The organism is Adhaeribacter rhizoryzae, assembly GCF_008629685.1.
GTDB classification, from domain to species: Bacteria; Bacteroidota; Bacteroidia; order Cytophagales; family Hymenobacteraceae; genus Adhaeribacter; species Adhaeribacter rhizoryzae.
This window is the reverse complement of sequence record NZ_VWSF01000012.1, coordinates 47,945-68,595: the sequence shown is the minus strand read 5'-3', so window position 1 is coordinate 68,595 and position 20,651 is coordinate 47,945. Positions and strand designations below refer to the sequence as shown.

Here is a 20,651-nt window from a genome sequence, read left to right as displayed (position 1 = left end):
AAGCTAGCCGTAGCTAAACTTATTACCTGAATTTAGGCCCACGGGTCCGGACAGGCATAATATAGGTCAGGTGCAACCCGGTAATAATATACCAATCGTCGTCGGTTACATCGCCCCGTTGGTCGCCTCTTACGCCATATCCATTTAAATGGCCATAAGGCGTACCACTTGGGTCGGCAATAACACCCGGAAAACCAGACTGAGCGCTTCTATCAGATAAAATTGCGGAGGCTTTTCCTTTTTCGCCACCCATTGCTAATAAATCAGCTTTAGAAGCGTATTGGCCGCTAACATCATCTAAATAATCGGTGAAGGTTTTGCGCCAGCCAATTTCAAAGCTTAAATCCCATAACCGATCGAGTTTATAACGAAAACCAATACCGGCTGGTATAGCAATCTGAATTCTTTTATAGGGAGTTGGATAGCCGTTACCGCCAACCTGCTGACCTTCAGTACCTAATGGTTGCAATTCGTAATAACCTTCGGCTAAATCCTGGCCGCCACCGTGGTAGGCTTTGGGGTTATGATGAAACGCGGCTAACCCTACAAAAACGTAAGGGGTAAAATCCGGACGACGGGTATAAGCGCCCCGGTTTTCGTACAAGTCGAAAATCATGGTGCCGCTTAATTCTTTTATATCGTTCCGGAAATTTAAATTACGCTTGTAACGCGGAATATTTTCTTCTTCGTTCTGCGAAGCACTTTTCCGGTCATCGCCGGTAATCCGGCCCCAGAAAAAGTTACCACGCACCGAGAACCGCGGATACATGCGGTAAGTGTACTCAATACCAATATTGGGCCGGGTAGATTTAACACGTAAACTGGTAAAATCTGCTTCCGGAACAATATCACCGAAATAGTTCATGGCGTTTAAGTTAACCCCAATGCTGGCGTATCTTCTTCTTTTTGTAAACCGCTGGGCTTCGGCATCGGAAGATACCAGCGAGAATAAAATTACGCCAAGAATAAATAGTGCGACAAAATTCTTCATACTGTACCGGTTAATGAACTTATTACTAAAATCTTTAATGCTATTAGGGTTTACCCCACGAGGCGCTAAATTAGGAACAAAATGCTATATTAAAAAAGCTAAATTTCATTATTCCAATTTTTTTATTCGACATTACGTTTATCGAGCCCCCAATTAAGCTTATTGCGCAAAGTATTTAAAAAATTTACCTGCGATATTTTTACCAAACGGGCATTAAAACTTTCCCGTCGTACGGCTATTTGCACCGATGCATCCACTGGTTTAGAGCGTGAGTCGAGTGATGCTAAAAAATTATGACTCCTGGCTTCTACTTCAAACGAGATTACGCTTTTATCAGATACTACCAGTGGTCTTACATTTAAGTTATGAGGACATACGGGCGAAATCACAAAATTGTTAGTTTGGGGGTGCAATAAAGGCCCGCCGCAGCTAAGCGAATATCCGGTAGAGCCGGTAGGTGTGGCAACAATTAAGCCATCGGCCCAATAAGAGTTTAAATATTCGCCATCTAAATAAGTATGCACCAGAATCATGGTAGACGAATCGGTTTTAAGGATGGAGAACTCGTTTAAACCAAAATTTATGCCTCCAAATACTTCCTGGTCGGTATCGGCCCTAATTAAGGAGCGATCTTCGATGCTATAATGGCCCTTATACAAGGCTTCGATGGCGGTTGAAATTTGGTCGTACGGTATGGTAGCTAAGAAACCCAAGCGCCCGGTGTTAATTCCCAGAATAGGTATTTGTAAGGGGCCTACATAGGTAATAGCGTCCAGCAAAGTGCCATCGCCGCCAATACTCAGCATAAAACTAACGCCACTTAACGAATCGCCCCGTTTAAAGGTTTGTAAATCGGGCGGCAGGTTAATCGTATCCTGTAAAATAGCCTTAAAATCTTCTGCTATTAAAATCTGGGTTTGGTGGGCTATCAGCTCATCTATGAGGCCCTGCATGTAAGGCACCAGTTTTTCGGTAAAGGGTTTTCCCAGAAGTGCTATTTTCATGGTTAGTGGTAGCCAGTGCCTTTACCCAAATGGCTGAAAATTTCTAAATATTTTTTGAACCAGCTAAGGCGACTGCGGCTAAATTTAGGCAGAGATGGGTTGGTGCAACTTAAATATTTAAATACTTCATCAGCAAATCCAAGCGGTCCTGGTCGTCTTTTACTTCGTCTGCGTCCTGAAACTGGGCTACTATCCGGTAATCAAAACGGTCGAAGGTAGCAATAATCCGGTTTAAATCGGTGCGGTTGATGCGCAGGGTTACTTTTATTTTGTAGTCGTCCATTTCGTCCGGCGACACATAAGCGCTTAATATTTTCGCATTATTTTCTTCTACGTGCCGGCTAATTTCCGATAAAGAATAATCGCGCTCGTTCATGCTTAGCACCAATATGCCGCCCTGGCCTTGTAACCCCGACATTTGCCCGAAGGCTGCAATGGTATCGTTTACTGTAATAACGCCATAAAATTCCTGGTGCTCATCCAGCACGGGTACTACCTGTACTTTGTTCCGGATGGCTACCTCCATTACGGTATAAAAATGCTGGTAGTGCATTACAAAGGCTTCTTTATAGCCTAATTCCAGGGTATTCAGCGCCACGCCATACAGGTTTTTCTCAATAATATCGTCTTCGGTAATCATGCCCATATACTGCCGGTTTTTTACTACCGGCAACTGATTTACCCGGAACTCTTCCATCCACCGAACTGCCTTTTCGACAGAATCGGAAATTTTAAGAGGGGGAATCATTTGGTTTATGAGCTCTTCGGCGATCATGTATGCGTTTTGTTTTTATACCAGTATTAACATGGTAACTCTTGTATTGTTGTTTCTATTATAATAAAAAATATTAATATTAATATTAATAAATATTTATATTAGAATAATTAATAATATTTTTTATACCCAATGGGTTTGTTCCAGTTGTTTTACTTCTTTATGCAAGAATTTTTCTAATATTTTATTAAACGTATCGGGTTGCTCCATCATGGGGGCATGGCCGCATTCATCTATAAAATGCAACTCTGAATTTTTAATTAACCGGTTAAACTCGTGCGCCACGTGAGGCGGGGTAATGGTATCGTTTAAGCCCCAGATTAGCAGCGTTGGTACTTGTATGCGGGTAATATCTTTTGCCATGTTGTGGCGCTGAGCCGATTTGGCAATGGTTACAATTCGCATACATTTAGAGTTACTGTTGGTTATACTAAAAACTTCGTCTATGAGTTCTTTCGTAGCCGTTTCGGGTTTAAAAAAAGTGTACTCGACGCGTTCTTTTAAATATTCGTAATTGCCCCGCTTCGGAAAAGAGCCGCCCATCGAATCTTCGAACAAGCCGGAACTGCCCGTAAGTACCAGCCGCTTTACCTGGTTCGGGAAATCGAGGGTATAAACCAAAGCCACGTGCCCTCCCAAAGAATTTCCGAGTAATGTAAGATTCGTGAGCCCTTTAAACCGGACAAAGCCTTCTACAAAATTAACCAGCCCCGGCACGCTGGCTTTGTGCAACGGCATTTCGTAAATGGGCATAAGCGGAATAACCACCCGGTAATCTTTAGAGAAAGCCTCTACTACCCCGCCCCAGTTACTTAGTGCCCCAAATAAACCGTGCAAGAGCAAAAGCACTTCGCCCTGGCCTTCATCTATAAACTGATATTCTCCTTCTTCTTTAATTTGTATATCCATGCCGTAAGGCTAAAATAAATTTAAAACAAGGTACCATTTTTTATTTAACTACTATACCAGCTAAGCGAGCCCAGTTACGCAGCATGTCTAGTCCGTAAGTGGTTAAAATAGCTTCCGGATGAAATTGCAGCGCATACAGTGGTAATGATACGTGCCGGAACGCCATCAGTTCCTGTTCGGCGGTATAGGCCAAGGGCAGCAGTGCCGGGCTTTCGTTTTTTATTACCAGCGAATGATACCTTACAACTGGCATTTTAGCCGGAAGGTTGCTAAAAATAGCATCTTCGCGGCATATTATTTCGGATATTTTGCCGTGCATGGGCCTAATACCTTTTTGCAAAGTAGCACCAAAATATTCGCCTAAAGCCTGGTGCCCGAGGCAAATTCCCAATATGGGTTTGGTCTGGTAATATTTATCGATTACGGCCAGCATATTACCCGCATTTTTGGGTACGCCCGGTCCCGGCGACAACACAATAGCCTGAAAGTCCAGAGCCGCAATTTCCGACAACGGTACATCGTTCCGGATTACGTGTGCTTTTATACCCAACTGCCCGAAATAATCGAGCAGATTATAGGTATACGAATCAAAATTATCCAGCAGCAATATCACCTTACCACACCTAACACGTTTATTATCGCCCAAAGGCTGCTTAGCGCTGTAAAATATTCCGGTAGCTTAAAATAAACCTTTTAACGTCGATAACATTCCCTTTATAAAAGGCATCAGAAAACTCATAATTTCCAGCGCGTAAGGCGTAGCTTTTAGTACCACCGGATAAACCACCGATTCGCGGGCTGCATTACCAGAAACTGAAATCCCGGCTAAACCTGATACATAAAGGAGCAAGCTTAAAGCCAGGCAAACTTTAAGGCCGCCCAGCGCTCCTCCCAGAATATTATCGAAAACACCTAAGGGGGTAAAATCCAGCACTGTTTTCAGCATTACCCCCAAAAACCGTACGCCCACAATAACGGCAATAAATATTGCCAAAAACGATACAAAAGGCAGCAACCCGTAGGCATTGCCAATATATTCTTGCACCACCGGGATTACCGTAGTTAATAATTTTAACCCCAGAATAAAACCCAGCACCAGTGCAATTATGGCCACTAATTCCTGCAATAAGCCTTTTCGGAAGCCTTGAAAAATGCCGTAAGCCAAAGGAATTAACAGGATAATATCAAACGTTGACAAGGTACTAGGCGTTGGTATTGTTTAATAAACGACTTACTACCGCTGAAATAGCTTTGCCATCGGCTTGTCCGCTCAGCTCGCGGGCGGCTACACCCATTACTTTGCCTAAATCTGAAGGACCTTGTGCGCCAACCCGTTGAATAATTTCCACTATTTTCTCTACCAAATCAGCTTCTGAGAGTTGCGCCGGCAAATATTCTTCAATTACCGCCAGTTCGGCCAATTCAACCTCTTCCAGGTCGCTGCGGAACTGCTTGGCATAAACCTCCGCCGATTCGCGGCGTTGCTTGGCAGCTTTGTTCAATAATTTTAATTCCGATTCGGACGTAAGCGCCTGCGGTGCTCCTTTTTCGGTTTCAGCCAGTAATATTAAAGACTTAATGCTGCGTAAAGCCGTCAGGCGGGTTTTATCTTTCGCCAACATGGCCTGTTTTATATCCGCTTCTATTCTTTCTTTTAAACTCATAGTTTTATATTTAACACTTATACCAATACAATACCCTAAACTGGTTTAGAGAATAAGCACAAAGCAAATAAATATTCTTAACAAAAGATATTAATTTTGATTTATTAGTACGCCGTACTAACACCAATAAACAGATTATAAAATTAATTATGTTAGGAAATATTTTTCTTCCTCAACCAAAATCCTAATAGTTAATAATTAAAAACTAGTCCTTAACCGCCAATAACCTAACCACTAACTATGACCAAGCTGAGTGTAAATATAAATAAAATTGCTACGCTGCGGAATGCCCGCGGCGGCAACCGACCCGATGTGGTACAAGCCGCCCTGGATTGCGAACGTTTTGGGGCGCAAGGCATTACGGTGCACCCCCGCCCCGATGAGCGCCACATCCGGTACCAGGACGTGTTGGACTTGAAGCCCGTAGTAACCACCGAGTTTAATATTGAAGGCAACCCGACGCCAGATTTTCTGGAACTGGTGAAAAAAGTTAAACCCGAACAAGTTACCCTGGTACCCGACGCCCCCGATGCCATTACCTCCAACGCTGGCTGGGATACCATCAAGCACCAGGCTTATTTAAAAGAAGTTATCTCGGACTTAAAAGCCATTGGTACCCGCGTTTCGATATTTGTAGACCCCGTGGTAGAAATGGTGGAAGGGGCAGCCCAAACCGGCACCGACCGCATAGAATTGTATACCGAAGCTTACGCCAAAAATTACCTGCAAGATCCGGCTAAAGCCGTAGCGCCTTACGCCGAAGCTGCCCGTCGGGCGGTAGCTTTGGGCTTGGGTATTAACGCCGGTCACGATTTAGACCTGGATAACCTTAAATATTTAAAGCAGCATATTCCGGGCTTACTCGAAGTTTCTATCGGCCATGCCCTTATTTGCGATGCTTTGTATTTTGGTCTCGAAAACACGATTCAGCTTTATTTAAGACAGTTGCAGTAGCCTTTGATAAACAAGCTCACCACCGAACAATTTTTAGAAAAAGCCGCTTCGCTGCCGGTGCTGGATGTGCGTGCCCCCCTGGAATTTACGGCCGGCCATATTCCGGGGGCAATAAGTTTTCCGTTGTTTACCGATGCGGAACGCAAGCAGGTAGGCACCGCTTACAAACAAATTAGCCGCGACAAAGCCATTTTAATTGGGCTGGATTATTTTGGCCCTAAAATGTCGGGGTTTGTGAAACTGGCTACCAAGCTGGCGCCCCAGAAAGAAGTACTGCTGCATTGCTGGCGCGGTGGTATGCGCAGCAACGGCGTGGCTTGGCTTCTGGATTTGGCCGGTTTTACCGTAAACCTGTTAGAGCACGGCTACAAAGATTACCGCCATTTTGCGCTAGCCCAGTTCGAGAAAAAATACCCGTTGGTAATATTAGGCGGCATGACCGGCAGCGGCAAAACCGAAATATTACACCAATTGCAACAAGCCAGCGAAAGCATTATTGATCTGGAAAACCTGGCGCACCACAAAGGTTCGTCTTTCGGCCTCATCGGGCAGCCGCCGCAAACCACTACCGAACAATTCGAAAACGACTTTGCCCTGGCGCTGTACGGGCAAAATATTAGGCAACCAAAACGCCTCTGGCTCGAAGACGAAGGTATCAGCATTGGCAAGGTAAATATTCCGAAGCCATTTTACGAACAGATGCAAGCCGCTACTTTAATAAAGATAGAAGTTCCCAAAATTGAACGCATCCGGAAACTGGCCCGGGAATATTGCCAGGCCGATAAAGCTTTGCTCACCGAAGCCATTCTGCGTATAAAAAAACGTTTAGGCGGCCTGGCTACCAAAGAAGCGTTGCAAGCCATCGAAACCGATGACATGGAGAAAATGGTAGAACTAGCCCTGGTTTATTACGACAAAGCTTATTCTTATCAGTTAGCAAATAAAAATCCGCAGCAAATTATTACCATTCCTTTACCTACTACCAACGCAGCGGAAAATACCCAGCAAATATTAGAAGTACTACAGCGTAAACAAACAGCTATTAAAACAACTAGCCAGCCTGATTAGCCTTGGCTCTTCTGCAACTCCTTCCCTAATTTAGGGAAAGCAGAAAGGTTAATTCCATAAATAAAAAGTTAAGAACTAAACATGCACAACTAACAACTAAGCCCTAACAACTAACAACTAACAACTAATAACTAACCACTTTCATCTACCACAAACAACCAAACATGACCGACTTTAAACTTACCCAATACAGCCACGGCGCCGGTTGCGGCTGCAAAATCTCACCCAAAATATTAGATACCATTCTTAAAACCGCTACCCAAGCACCCGATAACCACAACTTATTAGTCGGTAACCATTCCCGCGACGATGCGGCCGTGTACGCCATCGGCGACGGCCGGGCTATTATCAGTACCACCGATTTTTTTATGCCGATTGTGGATGATGCTTACGATTTCGGACGGATAGCTTCGGCCAATGCAATTAGCGATGTGTACGCCATGGGTGGCTCGCCGCTAATGGCTATTGCGGTACTAGGCTGGCCACTTGATAAACTCCCGCCCGAAGTAGCCCAAAAAGTGATAGAAGGCAGCCGGAGTATTTGCGCCGAAGCCGGTATTCCGCTGGCCGGCGGCCACAGCATCGATAGTCCCGAGCCTATCTTCGGGTTGGCTGTAACCGGCATGGTAGCCATCGAAAACCTGAAACAAAATAATACCGCTACGGCGGGCTGCGAACTATATTTAACGAAACCTTTAGGGGTTGGTATTTTAACCACGGCTCAGAAAAAAGGAATATTAAAACCAGAACATGCCAATTTAGCGCCCCAGCAAATGATGCAGCTAAATAAAATTGGATCTTACCTGGGAAAATCAAAATTTGTAAAAGCTTTAACCGATGTTACCGGTTTTGGTTTGCTAGGCCACCTGGCCGAAGTATGCGAAGGCAGCAACCTGACCGCCGAAATATATTTTGACGCCGTACCCCGCTTACCCGAAATAGACGAATATTTAGCGCAGAAAGCTTTTCCTGGCGGTACTACCCGCAACTTCGACAGCTACGGCCACAAAATAACCGCCCTTACCGATTACCAAAAAGGCGTACTCTGCGACCCGCAAACCAGCGGCGGTTTGCTCGTTGCGGTTGAACCAGAAGGCCGCGAAGAAGTGTTGCAGGTATTCAGGAATTATAACCTAAATTTAAAACCGTTTGGTAAATTACAACCGCGCCAAAATATTTCGGAACCATTTATCACCATAAAATAATCCCGATACCGCCTTGATGCCCATCTATATAAAACTGCTAAAAACCCTTGCCTTTGTGGCCGCTGCGCTTTACGTGCTGCGGTTTTTAATTACGTTGCTCTCCAAAGAACGGAGTGTTTATGTACCCGACCCCAGCCGGCATTTTTTTATGCTGTTCTGGGCTTTGCTTTGCCTGATGATAGCCGGTCCGTTGGTGATTACTTATATTGCGGCACCGCGTATGTCGCCGCTGGAAGCCGCTTTGCTCTTAACCGTAGGCGTAATATTGGCAGCTTTTTCGTTACCGGTATTTGCCCTGCATATTCAATATTTCTTTAACGATTTTCAGAAGCTGGTAGAAGTGGATAAGAAAAATGAATCGTTTAAAATTTACGATGTCCGGAATAAACTTTTTTACCGGAAAGAAGACATTGTGCGGGCCACCCGCGTACAATGCGGGTCGAAGAAGTTTTTCTGGAGCAATTACGAATATATTACCTTTGAAATAAAAAACGGCAGCTTAATAACCTTAACGTCGCTGCTGATGCCGCTGGATAAGCTTACTAAATTTATAAACACCAACCGCATCTACGTCGAGCATAAATCAATCTGCTTTATTTAAAAACTGCACTATGAAACTACACTTCCGGGAAATGGGTACCGGCTCACCGCTGGTTATTTTGCACGGTTTATTTGGTTTATCGGATAACTGGCAAACCTTAGCTAAATATTTATCGCAGCAATACCGGGTTTTTCTGGTAGATCTGCGCAACCATGGCCGCTCGCCCCACAGTACGGAGTTTAATTACAACCTGATGGCTGAGGATCTGCATACTTTTATGCAAGACCAGCAACTAACCGAGGCCGCCATTATGGGCCATTCGATGGGCGGCAAAGTAGCCATGGAATTTGCTTTAACCTACCCCCATATGGTAACCAGGCTAATTGTGGTAGATATTGCCCCCAGAGCGTATCCCGTTCATCATCAGGATATTATTAATGCTTTAAATTCGGTGAATATTGCCGGGGTTAAAACCCGGGGCGAGATAGACCAGGCGTTGGCCCAGTATATTCCGGAAGAAGAAGTACGGCTGTTTTTATCGAAGAATTTGTACCGGACCGAAGACAATACTTTTGCCTGGCGCATGAACTTAGCCTCCATTGAAGCCAATATTGAAGAAGTTGGTAAAGAAACGCAATCCGAAACCGCTTTCTCCAAACCCGTATTATTTATCAAAGGCGCTCGTTCAGGTTATATAAAACCGCAGTACGACACCGAACCGATTCAGAAATTATTTCCGGCGGCCCAAATTAAAACCGTAGAAAACGCCGGTCACTGGGTACACGCCGAAGCCCCGCAGGAGGTTTTTAATTTAGTTACCGAATTTCTGAAATAAATTACTGGCGCTGAATAATCAGTATTAGATAAAATATTCTTTTGGTAAGTCTTTGGCTAAAAAGCCAGCGGCTAACAGCTTATTTATGACCACAGGTACGCTTTACCTTATACCATCTGTACTGGCCGAGGACACGGCCACGGCCGTTATTCCTCCCGAAATAACTGCGGCCGTGGCTGGTTTGTCTTACTTTATCGTAGAAAATGCCCGTACGGCCCGGCGCTACATTAAAACCATTGTACCCGCAAAAGTAATTGAGGAATTACAGATAGTTGTTATAGACAAAGACTCGTCGGAGCCCGAAGTAAAAAAAGCTTTGCTACCTCTGCAACAAGGCGTAAGTGCAGGCATTATTTCGGAAGCCGGTTGCCCCGGCGTGGCTGACCCCGGCGCCGAAGTAGTAAAATTTGCCCACCGGCAAGGCATTAAAGTAAAACCGCTGGTTGGTCCTTCGGCCATTTTATTATCGCTGATGGCATCGGGTTTCAACGGCCAGTCCTTTGCTTTTCATGGTTATTTACCCATCGAGAAAAAAGACCGCATCCAGGCCATCCGGAGTTTAGAAAAAGAAATGCTGCAAAAAGACCAGACCCAAATTTTCATGGAAACGCCTTACCGCAACAACCAACTCCTCCAGGATTTAACCCAGCACCTCACCCCTTCTTACCGCCTCTGCATTGCCGCCAACATTACCGCTCCCAACGAATTTATTCGCACCGATACCATTACGAATTGGAAGAAAAATTTACCCGATTTACATAAGCAACCTGCGGTGTTTTTACTTTATAAGTAAATATATCTGCTTATTTTATTTAGTTTAAATTACTTCTTTCCGCTGGTAAACAATACGTTGGTAACACCTGGTGGCCAGGCACCGGAATATTTGCGCTTGAACAAACGTTTCCTGAACATGGTACGTCATTTTGCTGAGGCCGATAAACCCATTGCCGGCATTTGCCCCACGGCTCAGATTTTAACGGCTGCTGGGGTGGTAAAAGGCAGAAGCGTATCGGCTTACCTGGCAGTAACAGCCGCAGGTGTTGAGTTTTAAAACTTACCTGTATTTTCTATTAATACAGAACCTTCCCTGGGTACATCTAGTATGAAACAATTGCAAATTTTATTTAAAGAGATATAAAGCCAGTCATTTAATAGCCAGCAGTTATGCAGAAATTAACAGGGAAAGTAGCCTTGATTACGGGTTCAGATTCAGGTATTGGGCGGGCAACTGCCATTGCGTTTGCCCAGGAAGGAGCCGATGTGATTGTTACGTATTACTCCGATAAGGAAGGCGCGGAAGGAACGCTACAAGAGGTAACTAAACTTAACCGGAAGGGAATAGTTCTGCAGGTAGATGTTAGCGATGAGCAAGCCGTAGAAAATTTATTTAACCAAGCCACAAAAGAATTTGGCACCATAGATATACTGGTAAATAATGCCGCCGTAAATGGCTCCGGCATAAACGTAGCCGACATGGATACCGAAGTATTTGACCGGACCATTCGCACCAATTTATACGGTACTTTTTTCTGCTGCCGCAGCTTTATTCGGCATCGTAAGCAAAATGGCGGTAAAGGCAAAATTATTAATGTTACCTCGGTGCACGAAGAAATAGTATCGGCGGGTACCGCCGATTATTGTGCTTCGAAAGGAGGCGTGCGTAACTTAACCCGTACGCTGGCGCTAGAGCTAGCCGAGGAAGGCATTAACGTAAATAATATTGCGCCGGGCATGATTTTAACCCCCATGAACCAGGAAGCCGTTGACAACAAAGCAATAAGAGAAGAAAAATCGCAGCATATTCCCATGAAACGACCCGGCAATCCGGAAGAAATTGGCCGGCTGGCCGTTTTCCTAGCCTCTTCTGATTCTGATTATGTAACCGGGTCTAGTTATTTTATGGATGGTGGTCTATCGCAATATATGGGGCAAGGTGCGTAGACGTACACTGATATTCAATTAATACGCTTAGAATATCGCGTCATGTTGAGCCTGTCGAAACATCTAAATCTACACTTTTGTAATGCTTTTATAGATCCTTCGACAGGCTCAGGATGACAAAAACCTACCTTATAGTGCAGTTATTATTTCAAAGTAGTATAAGTTAGAAATTACTTATTTAGCCGCTCCGGAAGTTTTCAGATATTTAGTGGCTTCTACAAAAGTAGGAACCCAAATTTTCTTTTCGTTATCTTTCAGGAAACGTAATAGTTGATTGTGGGCTTCCAACGACACATTTAAGTTATGCTCGCCGCCTACGCCGTGAAAAAGAAATACCAACATGCTGTTGGTTTGCATGGCTTTTTTAACCAGTTCTATCAATTCCTCACCCGATTGGCCGTTAATCATGAAACTGCCGATGTTGTATAAATCAGGGTTGCTTTTACTTACCATTTCGCCTTTTACCCCGCGGGCCGCAATAAAATCTCCTTTAATCGCATCCACAAACGAAACACCGTTAATTTTGGTATCGCCGCACGGATAAGCAAAGGTGCGTTCCTGCTTACCATCAATGGCCTGCAGCACTGCATTAGTCATTCTTATTTCATCGGTTAACCGCCGCACAGAATATGTAGCCAGGTTGTATTCTGGGCTTACAAAGCTGCGGCCGGGCAAGCTGCCGTCGCAAGGATGGTAAAGCGTATGGTTGGCTAACTCGTGTTTATTCGCCGCTACTTTTTTCCATTCGTTGAGTCGCTTGGTAAAAGCCGCCGAAGAGGCCGTGAGGTAAAATGTACCTTTTAAACCTAAAGCATCCAGGGCCGGAATAACTTTATCCAGGTGTACGTTTAAGGCATCGTCGTAAGTAAGCACTACCGCGCATTGCTTTTTATTCCAATCTTGTGCTTGCAGCGATAAACTAAATAAGCACAGTAAAAAAGTAAAGGTTCTTTTCAGGAACATCTTGTTTTAAATAAAATATTGGGATACCAAAATACAATATTTACGCTAGAATTAACTTATGCTGATTTTTATTTAACACTGAAAACTCAGAAAATATTACGGGCGCGAACAGATTGTTCGCGCCCGTAATATTTAGGTTAAAAAGCTATCAGATTACCTGGAACTGCTATTCCGCAATATTTAAAAGAGGGTTCTGAGCAGTCCATTCCTGTCATTCAGGAGGAACCTATTTAGCAGGTAGCCAACAAGTTTCCTCCTGAATGACAAAGGTGGACTGCTTAGACTGACAAATTTTTGAAGAACATCAGTTAAGTAAGAACTTATTCTTTATTTAAATAACTGATACACAATATAGGAACTAACGTAAGCCAGGCCGCTCATGTAAATAAGCTGCATAACAGGCCATTTCCAGGATTTGGTTTCGCGGTAAACCACGGCCAGCGTACTCATACACTGCATGGCAAACACGTAAAATATCAATAGCGAAAAAGCACGGGCCGGCGTAAAAAACGGATTACCGGCGGCATCTTTTTCGGCTAATAATTTTTCTTTAATGGTACTAATATTCTCCTCATCGCCCACGCTGTAAATAGTAGAAATTGTGCCCACAAAAACCTCCCGGGCCGCAAAAGAAGTAAGCAATGCAATCCCTATTTTCCAGTCGAAGCCCAGCGGACGAATGGCCGGCTCAATGGCCCGGCCAAACACACCGGCGTAAGAAGACTCTAATTGGTGCGACGAAACTAAACTGCTGGTTTCGTCTTCGGATAAGTTTTTAGCAGCGGCTTCCTGTTGTGCTTTTGTTTCGGCAACTTCGAGCGCATTGCCCGGTCCGTAAGAAGCCATTACCCACAATATAACCGATATCGCCACAATTACTTTACCGGCTTCAAACACAAAAGCTTTTACTTTCTCAATAATAGTTAAGCCCACATTAGGCCACCGGGGCATTTTATACACCGGAAACTCCATAATAAAATAGCTGCGTTCTTTGGCTTTCAGAATCAGTTTCATGGCCAAAGCCGAAAATATTGCCGCTAAAAAACCTAGTAAATATAAACCCATCAGCACAATACCCTGCAAATTCAGGAAGCCCAGGTAATATTTTTCGGGTACCACCAGCGCAATTAATACGGTATAAACCGGAATCCGGGCCGAGCAGCTCATGAGCGGCGTTACAAAAATTGTAATCATCCGGTCTTTCCAGTTATCAATATTGCGGGCGGCCATTACGGCGGGTACCGCGCAGGCCACACCCGAAATAAGCGGCACAATACTTTTTCCGTTCAGGCCAAATTTACGCATGATTTTATCCATCATAAACGTAACGCGGGCCATGTAACCGGTTTCTTCGAGTACTGCAATAAATGCAAAGAGCAAAGCAATCTGGGGTATAAATATTAATACGCCACCCAAACCGGCAATTACGCCTTCGGTAAGTAAATCTACCAGTGGCCCATCAAATTTGCTTTGGATAAAAGCATTTAAAGAAGCAATGCCCGTATCAATTAGGTCCATGGGGTAAGTGGCCCAGGCAAAAATGGCCTGAAACATCATAAATAATACCCCGAAGAATATTAAATAGCCCCAAACTTTATGGGTTAAAACCTGGTCGAGTTTGTTGCTGAATTTTTCGTTCGATTCGGCGCGGGTTACCTTTACCGAATCCAAGAGCAAATCATTAATTAAAGTATAGCGCTCGATGGTTTCGGCGGCTTGCAAGGTGTTAGAATCAAACCCGTACTTTTGCCGCAAATCTTCGATATAGCTTTTATCGGCTTCGCTTAAAAACGACAGTTTTTTGTATTGGTGGGCGTAGTGCAGCGCCAGGTAGTCGTTTTTCAGCTCAAAATAATACCTAATCTGGCGCACCAGCACCATGAGTTCTTCGGGTATTTCGTAAAAAGATTTGGCCGGTTTTTCGAGTTGCCGCGATACCAGAATTTTAAGTGCCGTAATTCCAACGCCGTTGCGGGCGTTCATGGGCACTACGGGCACACCTAAATCCTGTTGCAGTTGCCCCACATCTATTTTAACCCCGTGGGTTTCGGCTACATCGGTCATGTTCAGGCCCAGCACGGCCGGAATACCTAAATCTGCCAATTGCGTGTACAGCAGCAGGTTCCGTTTTAAATTAGAGGCATCTACCGTAATAACCAACACATCGGGGTATAGTGCCGATTTTTTGTTATACAGTAAATCTATAATTACTTTCTCGTCGAGCGATTTGGGATAAAGGCTGTAGGTGCCGGGTAAGTCAATTATCTGGGCCTTGTGCTGGGGCGTCAGGTGGCAAGAACCGGTTTTTTTATCGACGGTAACGCCGGGGAAATTACCTACTTTCTGGTTAAGGCCGGTAAGCTGGTTAAACAAAGAGGACTTACCGGAGTTAGGATTACCGATTAGGGCAATCCGGGAGATATTATTTTTTACAGGTGTTTTTACTGGCGCCGCCGCTACCGAACCGATCACTTCTGTCATAGACTGCTACTTAAGCATAATGTTTTCTGCTTCGTCTAAACGCAAAGAAAGGGTATAATCATTAACAATAATGGTTATGGGATCACCCAAAGGGGCTTTGCTGTTGAGCTTTACTTCGGTGCCGGGTATACAACCCATTTCGAGCAGTTTCAACGACATTTCCGGATCGCGCAGGTGGCCAATAACGCCTTTCTCGCCTATTCTTAAATCTTTGACACTTCGCTGGGGTTCCTGCACTTCTCGCTTATTTAGACTTATTACAAACAACTGCAAGTTACAAGGTGTTCCGGGTTATTCCAAAATATGTTTTTATTTTGTAATAACTAATCTGTTACTCTCATATAATACTTGCGCGGCATCTAAAACAACTTATTAATTTATGGGAAAACTTTCCTTAACAATAATTTTCTTGCTTACTACTTTTATAAGCCAAGCCCAAACAAAGAACTTTCTGGACCAATCTTATTTAGAAGTTGCAGGTAGCGCCGACACCTTAGTAACACCCAATGAAATTTATATAAAAATTCTTATTACAGAAAAAGACACTAAGGACAAATCTTCTGTTGAAGAACAGGAAGCCAAAATGGTAAATGCTTTGCAGAACCTGGGAATACCCATTGAAAAAGCTTTAACCACAAGCGACATGGTTAGCAACTTCAGAAATTATTTGCTAAAGAGTAAAGATGTATTAAAATCTAAGCAGTATATCTTAAAAGTTGGTGATGCAGGCACAGCCAGCCAGGTATTTATTAGCTTAGAAAAGCTGGAAATTTCTAACACTTCTATAGACAGAGTTGACCATTCGAACCTGGAAGGAATTAAGAATATGATGCGGACCATGGCCATGGAAAATGCCAGAGCCAGAGCGGTTGCCTTAACAAAACCTTTGAAGCAAACCATTGGGCCGGCTATTCATATTATAGACAATGAAGCCTATAATGTAAGGCAACAACTTCAAGGCCGAGTTGAGGGGGTTGTAGTTAGAGGTTATTCCTCTCAAGGTAAGCTTAAAGAAGAATCTCCAAAAATAGAATTTGAAAAAATTAATGTTACCACTAACATCAATGTAAAATTCACCCTCAAATAAAACTACGAACGCACCGGGCCTCAGCCAGGTACGAACAACAGCAAATAAAAGCCTAACTTCTTATTACCCGCTATATCTGCTAATCTACGACTTTTCGTTGCGGGGTTCGCCGGGCGTAAAAATATTGCGCATGTAGTGGCCGGCTTTATCTATCAGTTCGGCATTTTCTTCCAGCGACCGCAGGTTAGGGTTGGTAAGGCCTTCCAATTGTTCCGGGTACAAAATAATGTAGCTATTCTGTTTAAAATATTTGGTGAGGTAATAAGGCAACTTCTCCGTTTCGGGGTGATAAGACAGGTGCCCCCTGCGCGACGAAACAATAATAAATAAATCGTCGGGTTTTACTTCGCGGCTAAAAATTAAAAATTCCTGCCAATTATCGAAAGGCTCAAAAACAATGGTTAAAGGCGCTTTATCGCTGCTGTTTAGTTGCTGCAGTATTCTTAAAGTTCTGGCTTCGGCGTAAATAAATAACGGCAGCCCGGTGCCCTTGGCTATGGTTCGGATGCGGTTAAACCAATGCTGAAAGCCTTGCTCGTACTCGGCTCTTGGCGGCACGGCCACTACTATCCGGTTTAGGGTATTTATGGGCTGGGCAGCATTATAAATAAAAATGGTTTCGGGCGTACGTTCTAATATTGTTTCGGTTACGGGTCCAAAAAAACCATCGCCAGCGTGGGCCAGCCGGTGCAGGCCCATAATTAAATCGGTTATGTTGTGCTCTTTTATGGTATAAATAATGCCATTACTAATATTTAAATCGAACCGGTTGAGCGGCACAATGGTATTATCGGTAGCAGCGGCATGGTTAATGGCTTTTTCCATCATCTTCTTGCCCGTGGCCTGTTTACTTTCAGAAGCCTCCGGCTCATCCTGTTCGTCCCGAACATGTAAGGCATAAACCGGGGCTTTGCTTTTGTGCGGCTTTATCAGCAAAGCTAAATCAACCAGGTTATTTACAGTTTCGGGGTAAGCCAGCGATATTAATATTTTCTCATCGGGTTCGTCGGCGGCAACATCCTGCTTGGCACTTTCCTGGAGGGCAATCTCCTGCGAGGCTTTTTCTACGGTAAACGAACTAAGCGTACAGGTAACCAAAATCATTAAAATGGTGCCGTTAAGCACATCTTCGCTCAGTAGCCTAATGGGTTCGCCGGAAGGCGTTTCGCCTAATATTACGTTATAACCCACCAAAACTACGGCCAGCGTTGCGCCCACGCGGGCATTGCTTAAGCCAAAAATCATTTGCCGTTCGTTGTTGGCCAGCTTAAAAGTTTTTTGGGTAAGCAAAGCTGCCAAATATTTACCGGCCACAGCCATGGCAATCATAACGGCGGCTACTTTAAGCGCTCCAAATCCTTTAAACAGTACACTAAAATCTACCAGCATGCCCACACTAATTAAAAAGAAAGGAATAAATAGCGCGTTGCCCACAAAGTCGATGCGGTTCATGAGCGGAGAGGTATGGGGTATAAACCGGTTTATAGCCAGGCCCGACAAGAAAGCCCCAATAATAGCCTCTAAACCAGCCACTTCGGCCAGGAAACAACCCAGAAAAACAATGGCTAATACAAAAATATACTGCGAAATATTATCGTCGAACTTTTTAAAGAACCAGCGGGCAATTAACGGGAAAATAAAGAAAACAATAGCCGCAAAAATTACCGACGAAACGGCCAGCCTAATCCAGAAGGCGCTGCTAATATCGCCTTTGTACATGCCCACAATAGCCGCTAAAACCAGCAGCGCCAGCACATCGGTAATAATGGTGCCTCCAATGGTAAGCGTAACGGCCCTAATGCGGTTTATGCCGTAACGGCTGGTAATAGGATAGGCCAGCAACGTGTGGGTAGCAAACATACTGGAAAGCAAAATAGCCGAAGGAATATTAAACCCTAGAATGTAATAAGCCGCCACCGTACCAATTACCATGGGAATAAGAAAAGTATAAAGCCCAAATACTAAGCTTTTGAATTGGTTTTTCTTAAATTCTTCCAGGTCTATTTCTAAACCGGCGGTAAACATAATGTACTGCAACCCTACGGTACCAAATAACACAATGCTGCTATCGCGGAGCAATAAATTTAAGCCGTATGGCCCAATAATAATACCCGCTACAATTAGCCCAATAATAGGCGGCACCTTTATTTTATTAAATAAAATAGGCGAAAATAATATGATAAAAAGTACCAGCGAAAATATGATAATCGGGTTACGTAAAGGCAACTCGAAGTTTAATTCACTTAACAATATCATTCTTTTATCTTAAGAGGTGGTATTAGGTAGTCTTAATTACTGTTTATTCAACTGCAAATCGTACACAATTCTACAGTCGCCGGCGCGAATAATTTCTCTTTGCCCTACCAGGGTGGTTGGGTTTAACAAGGTAAGCCTAACCACCATTTTAGTGGCCGGGCTGGCGGCAGTAAGTTCTACGTTTTCAGTTAATTCCAGCAAATTATTATGGTAAGTACCCGTATAAATCCGGGCCAGGTTTTCACCGGTCATGGCTTTGGCAATTACCAGGTTATTTTGGTAAGACAGCTCCCAGGTTTCGGTTTTGGTATCTCCTACCGCCGACCCCGAGCAAGTGGTTTCGGTACAAACCATGCGGGCACTCCAGGCACCAACCAGCGCCAAATTAATATCTCCGGCTATTGGTTGTGCTAAGGTATCCGGCTTTTGGGCGGTTTTAAGTTGCTGTTCCCGCTTCATCAGTTCTGCTTCTTTTAGTTGCAGGTTATTTTCCATTACCAATAATTCCTGCTCTTTCCGGGCCAGCGCCGCTTCCCGTTTTTGCACCAATTCTTCCCGTTCGCGGATGCCGCAGCCAAACAACATTAAAATAAACAGTAGCGGTAAATAATGGGGCCATTTCATGAGCGAGAATTGGTTTTAGGTAATTTAAATAAAATAGAAAAAGAACAGCGCGTTTCTAATAATAAGGTTAATAATCAGGTACCCAATAGGGTGGTTTCTCTTTGCATCACAGGCAAAAATAAGGCGCAGGATGCATAGTCGCCAAACCCTTACTAAGTATAAGTACCTATTTTCTGGCGCAACGGTTACAAACCGGCCTGGGCGGCTACCCTGCCCAGCGCTTCTGAAGAAACGCCCGTTGCAGCAATATTTCTAAATATGCTGCCCGCAAGTACCGAAATTATTACGGCTAGTTCACCCCTTATCTGTATTTTATTAACAGCCCCGCCTTATTCTAAAATAAACCGATTTACCTTTTCTAAACGTATGCTTGAGAAACTAATAATATTTGGATTATGGCAAATAAGAAAGATAGTTCTAAAAAAGACCCTTGCTGGGATGGTTACCAAAAAGATGGTATGAAAACCAAAGACGGTAAAAAAGTACCTAATTGTGTAAAAAAGGATAAGTAAACCAAGGCCTGTTTTTATAAATGAGCAAACCTTTTACGCGCTATCAGGTTTGTTCATTTTCAGGCCGCGTTTATAAATAGTAAACGGCCGTTCTGGCTTTTGTTCACCCGAATCTGTTTTAGGTAAGTACAAGTACAAACTAAGTAGGCAAAAAATAACAGGTAAATATTTACTGCGCCTCCTAAACAGGAAGGAAGCTTCCAGCACTTTTATTTATATATACTTTAAATTTTCTGGCTACTTAATTTTTAATTAACCCGGAATAAACATACGTTATGATTACTAGAAATAAATATATAATAGGGGCCGGTTTAGTAGCCCTGGGTGCCACTTACCTGCTGCTTACCCAAACCAAAACCTACCCACCCTTGGCCACCGTTCCGTCCGTTGATTTAGACCGCTACGCTGGTAAATGGTACGAAATAGCCGCTTTCCCGCAGCGTTTTCAGAAAGGCTGCCATTGCACTACCGCCGAATACAAAGTTAACCCCGCCGGTTACGTAGAGGTGTTTAACGCCTGCCGGAAAAACAAACCCACCGGAAAATTATCCAGCATTAACGGCAAAGCGTTTCCTGTGCCGGGCAGTAACAACAGCAAACTGCAAGTACAATTTTTCTGGCCTTTCAACGGCGATTACTGGATTCTGGATTTGGCCGACGATTATTCTTACGTGGTAGTAGGCACCCCCGACCGGGAAAGTTTATGGATTTTATCGCGCACGCCTGTAATAGCGCCTACTTTGTACGCCAAGTTAGTGCAGGAAACCGCCGAAAAAGGGTTTAATGTAAGTCGTTTGCGTAAAACCGACCAAAGCTGCGATTAGCGGCTAGCTATAGAAAA

Annotated in this window: 22 protein-coding genes; 10 read left to right on the top strand and 12 right to left on the bottom strand. The window is 43.9% G+C overall.

Annotation, left to right across the window (positions count from 1 at the left end; all coding sequences use genetic code 11):
* Nucleotides 1-22: 22 nt before the first annotated feature.
* The 7 genes from F0145_RS15535 to F0145_RS15505 form a co-directional block, all read right to left on the bottom strand.
* Entirely contained in the window at nucleotides 23-991 is a 969-nt protein-coding gene (locus tag F0145_RS15535; protein ID WP_150089535.1) for a DUF6089 family protein, read from the bottom strand.
* Between the two features lie 122 nt (nucleotides 992-1,113).
* Nucleotides 1,114-1,995, bottom strand: a complete 882-nt coding sequence (locus F0145_RS15530; protein WP_150089533.1) for an NAD kinase — start codon at nucleotides 1,993-1,995, stop codon at nucleotides 1,114-1,116.
* A gap of 109 nt (nucleotides 1,996-2,104) precedes the next feature.
* Nucleotides 2,105-2,770, bottom strand: coding sequence for a CBS domain-containing protein (locus F0145_RS15525; RefSeq protein ID WP_150089531.1), 666 nt, complete (start codon nucleotides 2,768-2,770; stop codon nucleotides 2,105-2,107).
* Nucleotides 2,771-2,893: 123 nt separating this feature from the next.
* Nucleotides 2,894-3,679 carry an alpha/beta fold hydrolase gene (locus tag F0145_RS15520; RefSeq protein WP_150089529.1) on the bottom strand — a complete coding sequence of 262 codons (786 nt, stop codon included), beginning with the start codon at nucleotides 3,677-3,679 and terminating at the stop codon, nucleotides 2,894-2,896.
* 40 nt (nucleotides 3,680-3,719) lie between these two features.
* Nucleotides 3,720-4,292, bottom strand: coding sequence for an anthranilate synthase component II (locus F0145_RS15515; protein ID WP_150089527.1), 573 nt, complete (start codon nucleotides 4,290-4,292; stop codon nucleotides 3,720-3,722).
* Between the two features lie 66 nt (nucleotides 4,293-4,358).
* Nucleotides 4,359-4,877: a CvpA family protein gene (locus F0145_RS15510; RefSeq protein ID WP_150089525.1), complete on the bottom strand. Its 519-nt coding sequence runs from the start codon at nucleotides 4,875-4,877 to the stop codon at nucleotides 4,359-4,361.
* Nucleotides 4,878-4,881: 4 nt separating this feature from the next.
* Entirely contained in the window at nucleotides 4,882-5,343 is a 462-nt protein-coding gene (locus F0145_RS15505) for a GatB/YqeY domain-containing protein (protein ID WP_150089523.1), read from the bottom strand.
* A gap of 240 nt (nucleotides 5,344-5,583) precedes the next feature.
* On the opposite strand from F0145_RS15505, the gene F0145_RS15500 reads away from it, so the two are divergent.
* The 8 genes from F0145_RS15500 (at nucleotide 5,584) to F0145_RS15465 (ending at nucleotide 11,887) form a co-directional block, all read left to right on the top strand.
* Nucleotides 5,584-6,297 (top strand): pyridoxine 5'-phosphate synthase, encoded by a 714-nt coding sequence (locus F0145_RS15500; RefSeq protein ID WP_150089520.1) that lies wholly within the window; start codon nucleotides 5,584-5,586, stop codon nucleotides 6,295-6,297.
* 3 nt (nucleotides 6,298-6,300) lie between these two features.
* Complete coding sequence (mnmH, locus tag F0145_RS15495) at nucleotides 6,301-7,365, top strand: tRNA 2-selenouridine(34) synthase MnmH (RefSeq protein WP_150089518.1); 1,065 nt, start codon at nucleotides 6,301-6,303, stop codon at nucleotides 7,363-7,365.
* Nucleotides 7,366-7,529: 164 nt separating this feature from the next.
* Nucleotides 7,530-8,570 carry a selenide, water dikinase SelD gene (selD, locus tag F0145_RS15490; protein WP_150089516.1) on the top strand — a complete coding sequence of 347 codons (1,041 nt, stop codon included), beginning with the start codon at nucleotides 7,530-7,532 and terminating at the stop codon, nucleotides 8,568-8,570.
* Between the two features lie 13 nt (nucleotides 8,571-8,583).
* Entirely contained in the window at nucleotides 8,584-9,171 is a 588-nt protein-coding gene (locus tag F0145_RS15485; RefSeq protein ID WP_223816109.1) for a hypothetical protein, read from the top strand.
* 10 nt (nucleotides 9,172-9,181) lie between these two features.
* Nucleotides 9,182-9,946: an alpha/beta fold hydrolase gene (locus F0145_RS15480; RefSeq protein WP_150089512.1), complete on the top strand. Its 765-nt coding sequence runs from the start codon at nucleotides 9,182-9,184 to the stop codon at nucleotides 9,944-9,946.
* An 85-nt stretch (nucleotides 9,947-10,031) separates the two neighbouring features.
* Nucleotides 10,032-10,739: an SAM-dependent methyltransferase gene (locus tag F0145_RS15475; protein WP_150089510.1), complete on the top strand. Its 708-nt coding sequence runs from the start codon at nucleotides 10,032-10,034 to the stop codon at nucleotides 10,737-10,739.
* A 57-nt stretch (nucleotides 10,740-10,796) separates the two neighbouring features.
* Nucleotides 10,797-10,997: a DJ-1/PfpI family protein gene (locus tag F0145_RS15470; protein ID WP_223816108.1), complete on the top strand. Its 201-nt coding sequence runs from the start codon at nucleotides 10,797-10,799 to the stop codon at nucleotides 10,995-10,997.
* 113 nt (nucleotides 10,998-11,110) lie between these two features.
* Nucleotides 11,111-11,887 carry an SDR family NAD(P)-dependent oxidoreductase gene (locus tag F0145_RS15465; RefSeq protein WP_150089506.1) on the top strand — a complete coding sequence of 259 codons (777 nt, stop codon included), beginning with the start codon at nucleotides 11,111-11,113 and terminating at the stop codon, nucleotides 11,885-11,887.
* Nucleotides 11,888-12,061: 174 nt separating this feature from the next.
* On the opposite strand, the gene F0145_RS15460 is transcribed toward F0145_RS15465, so the two are convergent.
* From F0145_RS15460 to F0145_RS15450, 3 genes are all read right to left on the bottom strand, one after another.
* Nucleotides 12,062-12,850, bottom strand: a complete 789-nt coding sequence (locus F0145_RS15460; RefSeq protein WP_150089504.1) for a polysaccharide deacetylase family protein — start codon at nucleotides 12,848-12,850, stop codon at nucleotides 12,062-12,064.
* A gap of 327 nt (nucleotides 12,851-13,177) precedes the next feature.
* The gene (gene feoB, locus F0145_RS15455; RefSeq protein ID WP_150089502.1) at nucleotides 13,178-15,331 is read right to left on the bottom strand and encodes a ferrous iron transport protein B; all 2,154 of its coding nucleotides are present in this window, start codon (nucleotides 15,329-15,331) and stop codon (nucleotides 13,178-13,180) included.
* Between the two features lie 6 nt (nucleotides 15,332-15,337).
* The gene (locus F0145_RS15450) at nucleotides 15,338-15,598 is read right to left on the bottom strand and encodes a FeoA family protein (RefSeq protein ID WP_394349594.1); all 261 of its coding nucleotides are present in this window, start codon (nucleotides 15,596-15,598) and stop codon (nucleotides 15,338-15,340) included.
* A gap of 112 nt (nucleotides 15,599-15,710) precedes the next feature.
* Between F0145_RS15450 and F0145_RS15445 the strand changes: the two genes are divergently transcribed.
* Nucleotides 15,711-16,418 (top strand): SIMPL domain-containing protein, encoded by a 708-nt coding sequence (locus F0145_RS15445; protein WP_150089500.1) that lies wholly within the window; start codon nucleotides 15,711-15,713, stop codon nucleotides 16,416-16,418.
* A gap of 84 nt (nucleotides 16,419-16,502) precedes the next feature.
* On the opposite strand, the gene F0145_RS15440 is transcribed toward F0145_RS15445, so the two are convergent.
* The gene (locus F0145_RS15440) at nucleotides 16,503-18,674 is read right to left on the bottom strand and encodes a cation:proton antiporter (RefSeq protein ID WP_150089498.1); all 2,172 of its coding nucleotides are present in this window, start codon (nucleotides 18,672-18,674) and stop codon (nucleotides 16,503-16,505) included.
* 36 nt (nucleotides 18,675-18,710) lie between these two features.
* Nucleotides 18,711-19,298 carry a hypothetical protein gene (locus F0145_RS15435; protein ID WP_150089496.1) on the bottom strand — a complete coding sequence of 196 codons (588 nt, stop codon included), beginning with the start codon at nucleotides 19,296-19,298 and terminating at the stop codon, nucleotides 18,711-18,713.
* Nucleotides 19,299-20,085: 787 nt separating this feature from the next.
* Between F0145_RS15435 and F0145_RS15430 the strand changes: the two genes are divergently transcribed.
* Entirely contained in the window at nucleotides 20,086-20,634 is a 549-nt protein-coding gene (locus F0145_RS15430) for a lipocalin family protein (protein ID WP_150089494.1), read from the top strand.
* Nucleotides 20,635-20,651: the final 17 nt, after the last annotated feature.

Excerpts from the sequence above, each read along its gene's own strand:
- F0145_RS15535 (WP_150089535.1), bottom strand. The coding sequence starts at position 991 with ATGAAGAATTTTGTCGCACTATTTATTCTTGGCGTAATTTTATTCTCG.
- F0145_RS15530 (WP_150089533.1), bottom strand. The coding sequence starts at position 1,995 with ATGAAAATAGCACTTCTGGGAAAACCCTTTACCGAAAAACTGGTGCCT.
- F0145_RS15525 (WP_150089531.1), bottom strand. The coding sequence starts at position 2,770 with ATGATCGCCGAAGAGCTCATAAACCAAATGATTCCCCCTCTTAAAATT.
- F0145_RS15520 (WP_150089529.1), bottom strand. The coding sequence starts at position 3,679 with ATGGATATACAAATTAAAGAAGAAGGAGAATATCAGTTTATAGATGAA.
- F0145_RS15505 (WP_150089523.1), bottom strand. The coding sequence starts at position 5,343 with ATGAGTTTAAAAGAAAGAATAGAAGCGGATATAAAACAGGCCATGTTG.
- F0145_RS15500 (WP_150089520.1), top strand. The coding sequence starts at position 5,584 with ATGACCAAGCTGAGTGTAAATATAAATAAAATTGCTACGCTGCGGAAT.
- selD (WP_150089516.1), top strand. The coding sequence starts at position 7,530 with ATGACCGACTTTAAACTTACCCAATACAGCCACGGCGCCGGTTGCGGC.
- F0145_RS15480 (WP_150089512.1), top strand. The coding sequence starts at position 9,182 with ATGAAACTACACTTCCGGGAAATGGGTACCGGCTCACCGCTGGTTATT.
- F0145_RS15475 (WP_150089510.1), top strand. The coding sequence starts at position 10,032 with ATGACCACAGGTACGCTTTACCTTATACCATCTGTACTGGCCGAGGAC.
- F0145_RS15465 (WP_150089506.1), top strand. The coding sequence starts at position 11,111 with ATGCAGAAATTAACAGGGAAAGTAGCCTTGATTACGGGTTCAGATTCA.
- F0145_RS15460 (WP_150089504.1), bottom strand. The coding sequence starts at position 12,850 with ATGTTCCTGAAAAGAACCTTTACTTTTTTACTGTGCTTATTTAGTTTA.
- feoB (WP_150089502.1), bottom strand. The coding sequence starts at position 15,331 with ATGACAGAAGTGATCGGTTCGGTAGCGGCGGCGCCAGTAAAAACACCT.
- F0145_RS15445 (WP_150089500.1), top strand. The coding sequence starts at position 15,711 with ATGGGAAAACTTTCCTTAACAATAATTTTCTTGCTTACTACTTTTATA.
- F0145_RS15440 (WP_150089498.1), bottom strand. The coding sequence starts at position 18,674 with ATGATATTGTTAAGTGAATTAAACTTCGAGTTGCCTTTACGTAACCCG.
- F0145_RS15435 (WP_150089496.1), bottom strand. The coding sequence starts at position 19,298 with ATGAAATGGCCCCATTATTTACCGCTACTGTTTATTTTAATGTTGTTT.
- F0145_RS15430 (WP_150089494.1), top strand. The coding sequence starts at position 20,086 with ATGATTACTAGAAATAAATATATAATAGGGGCCGGTTTAGTAGCCCTG.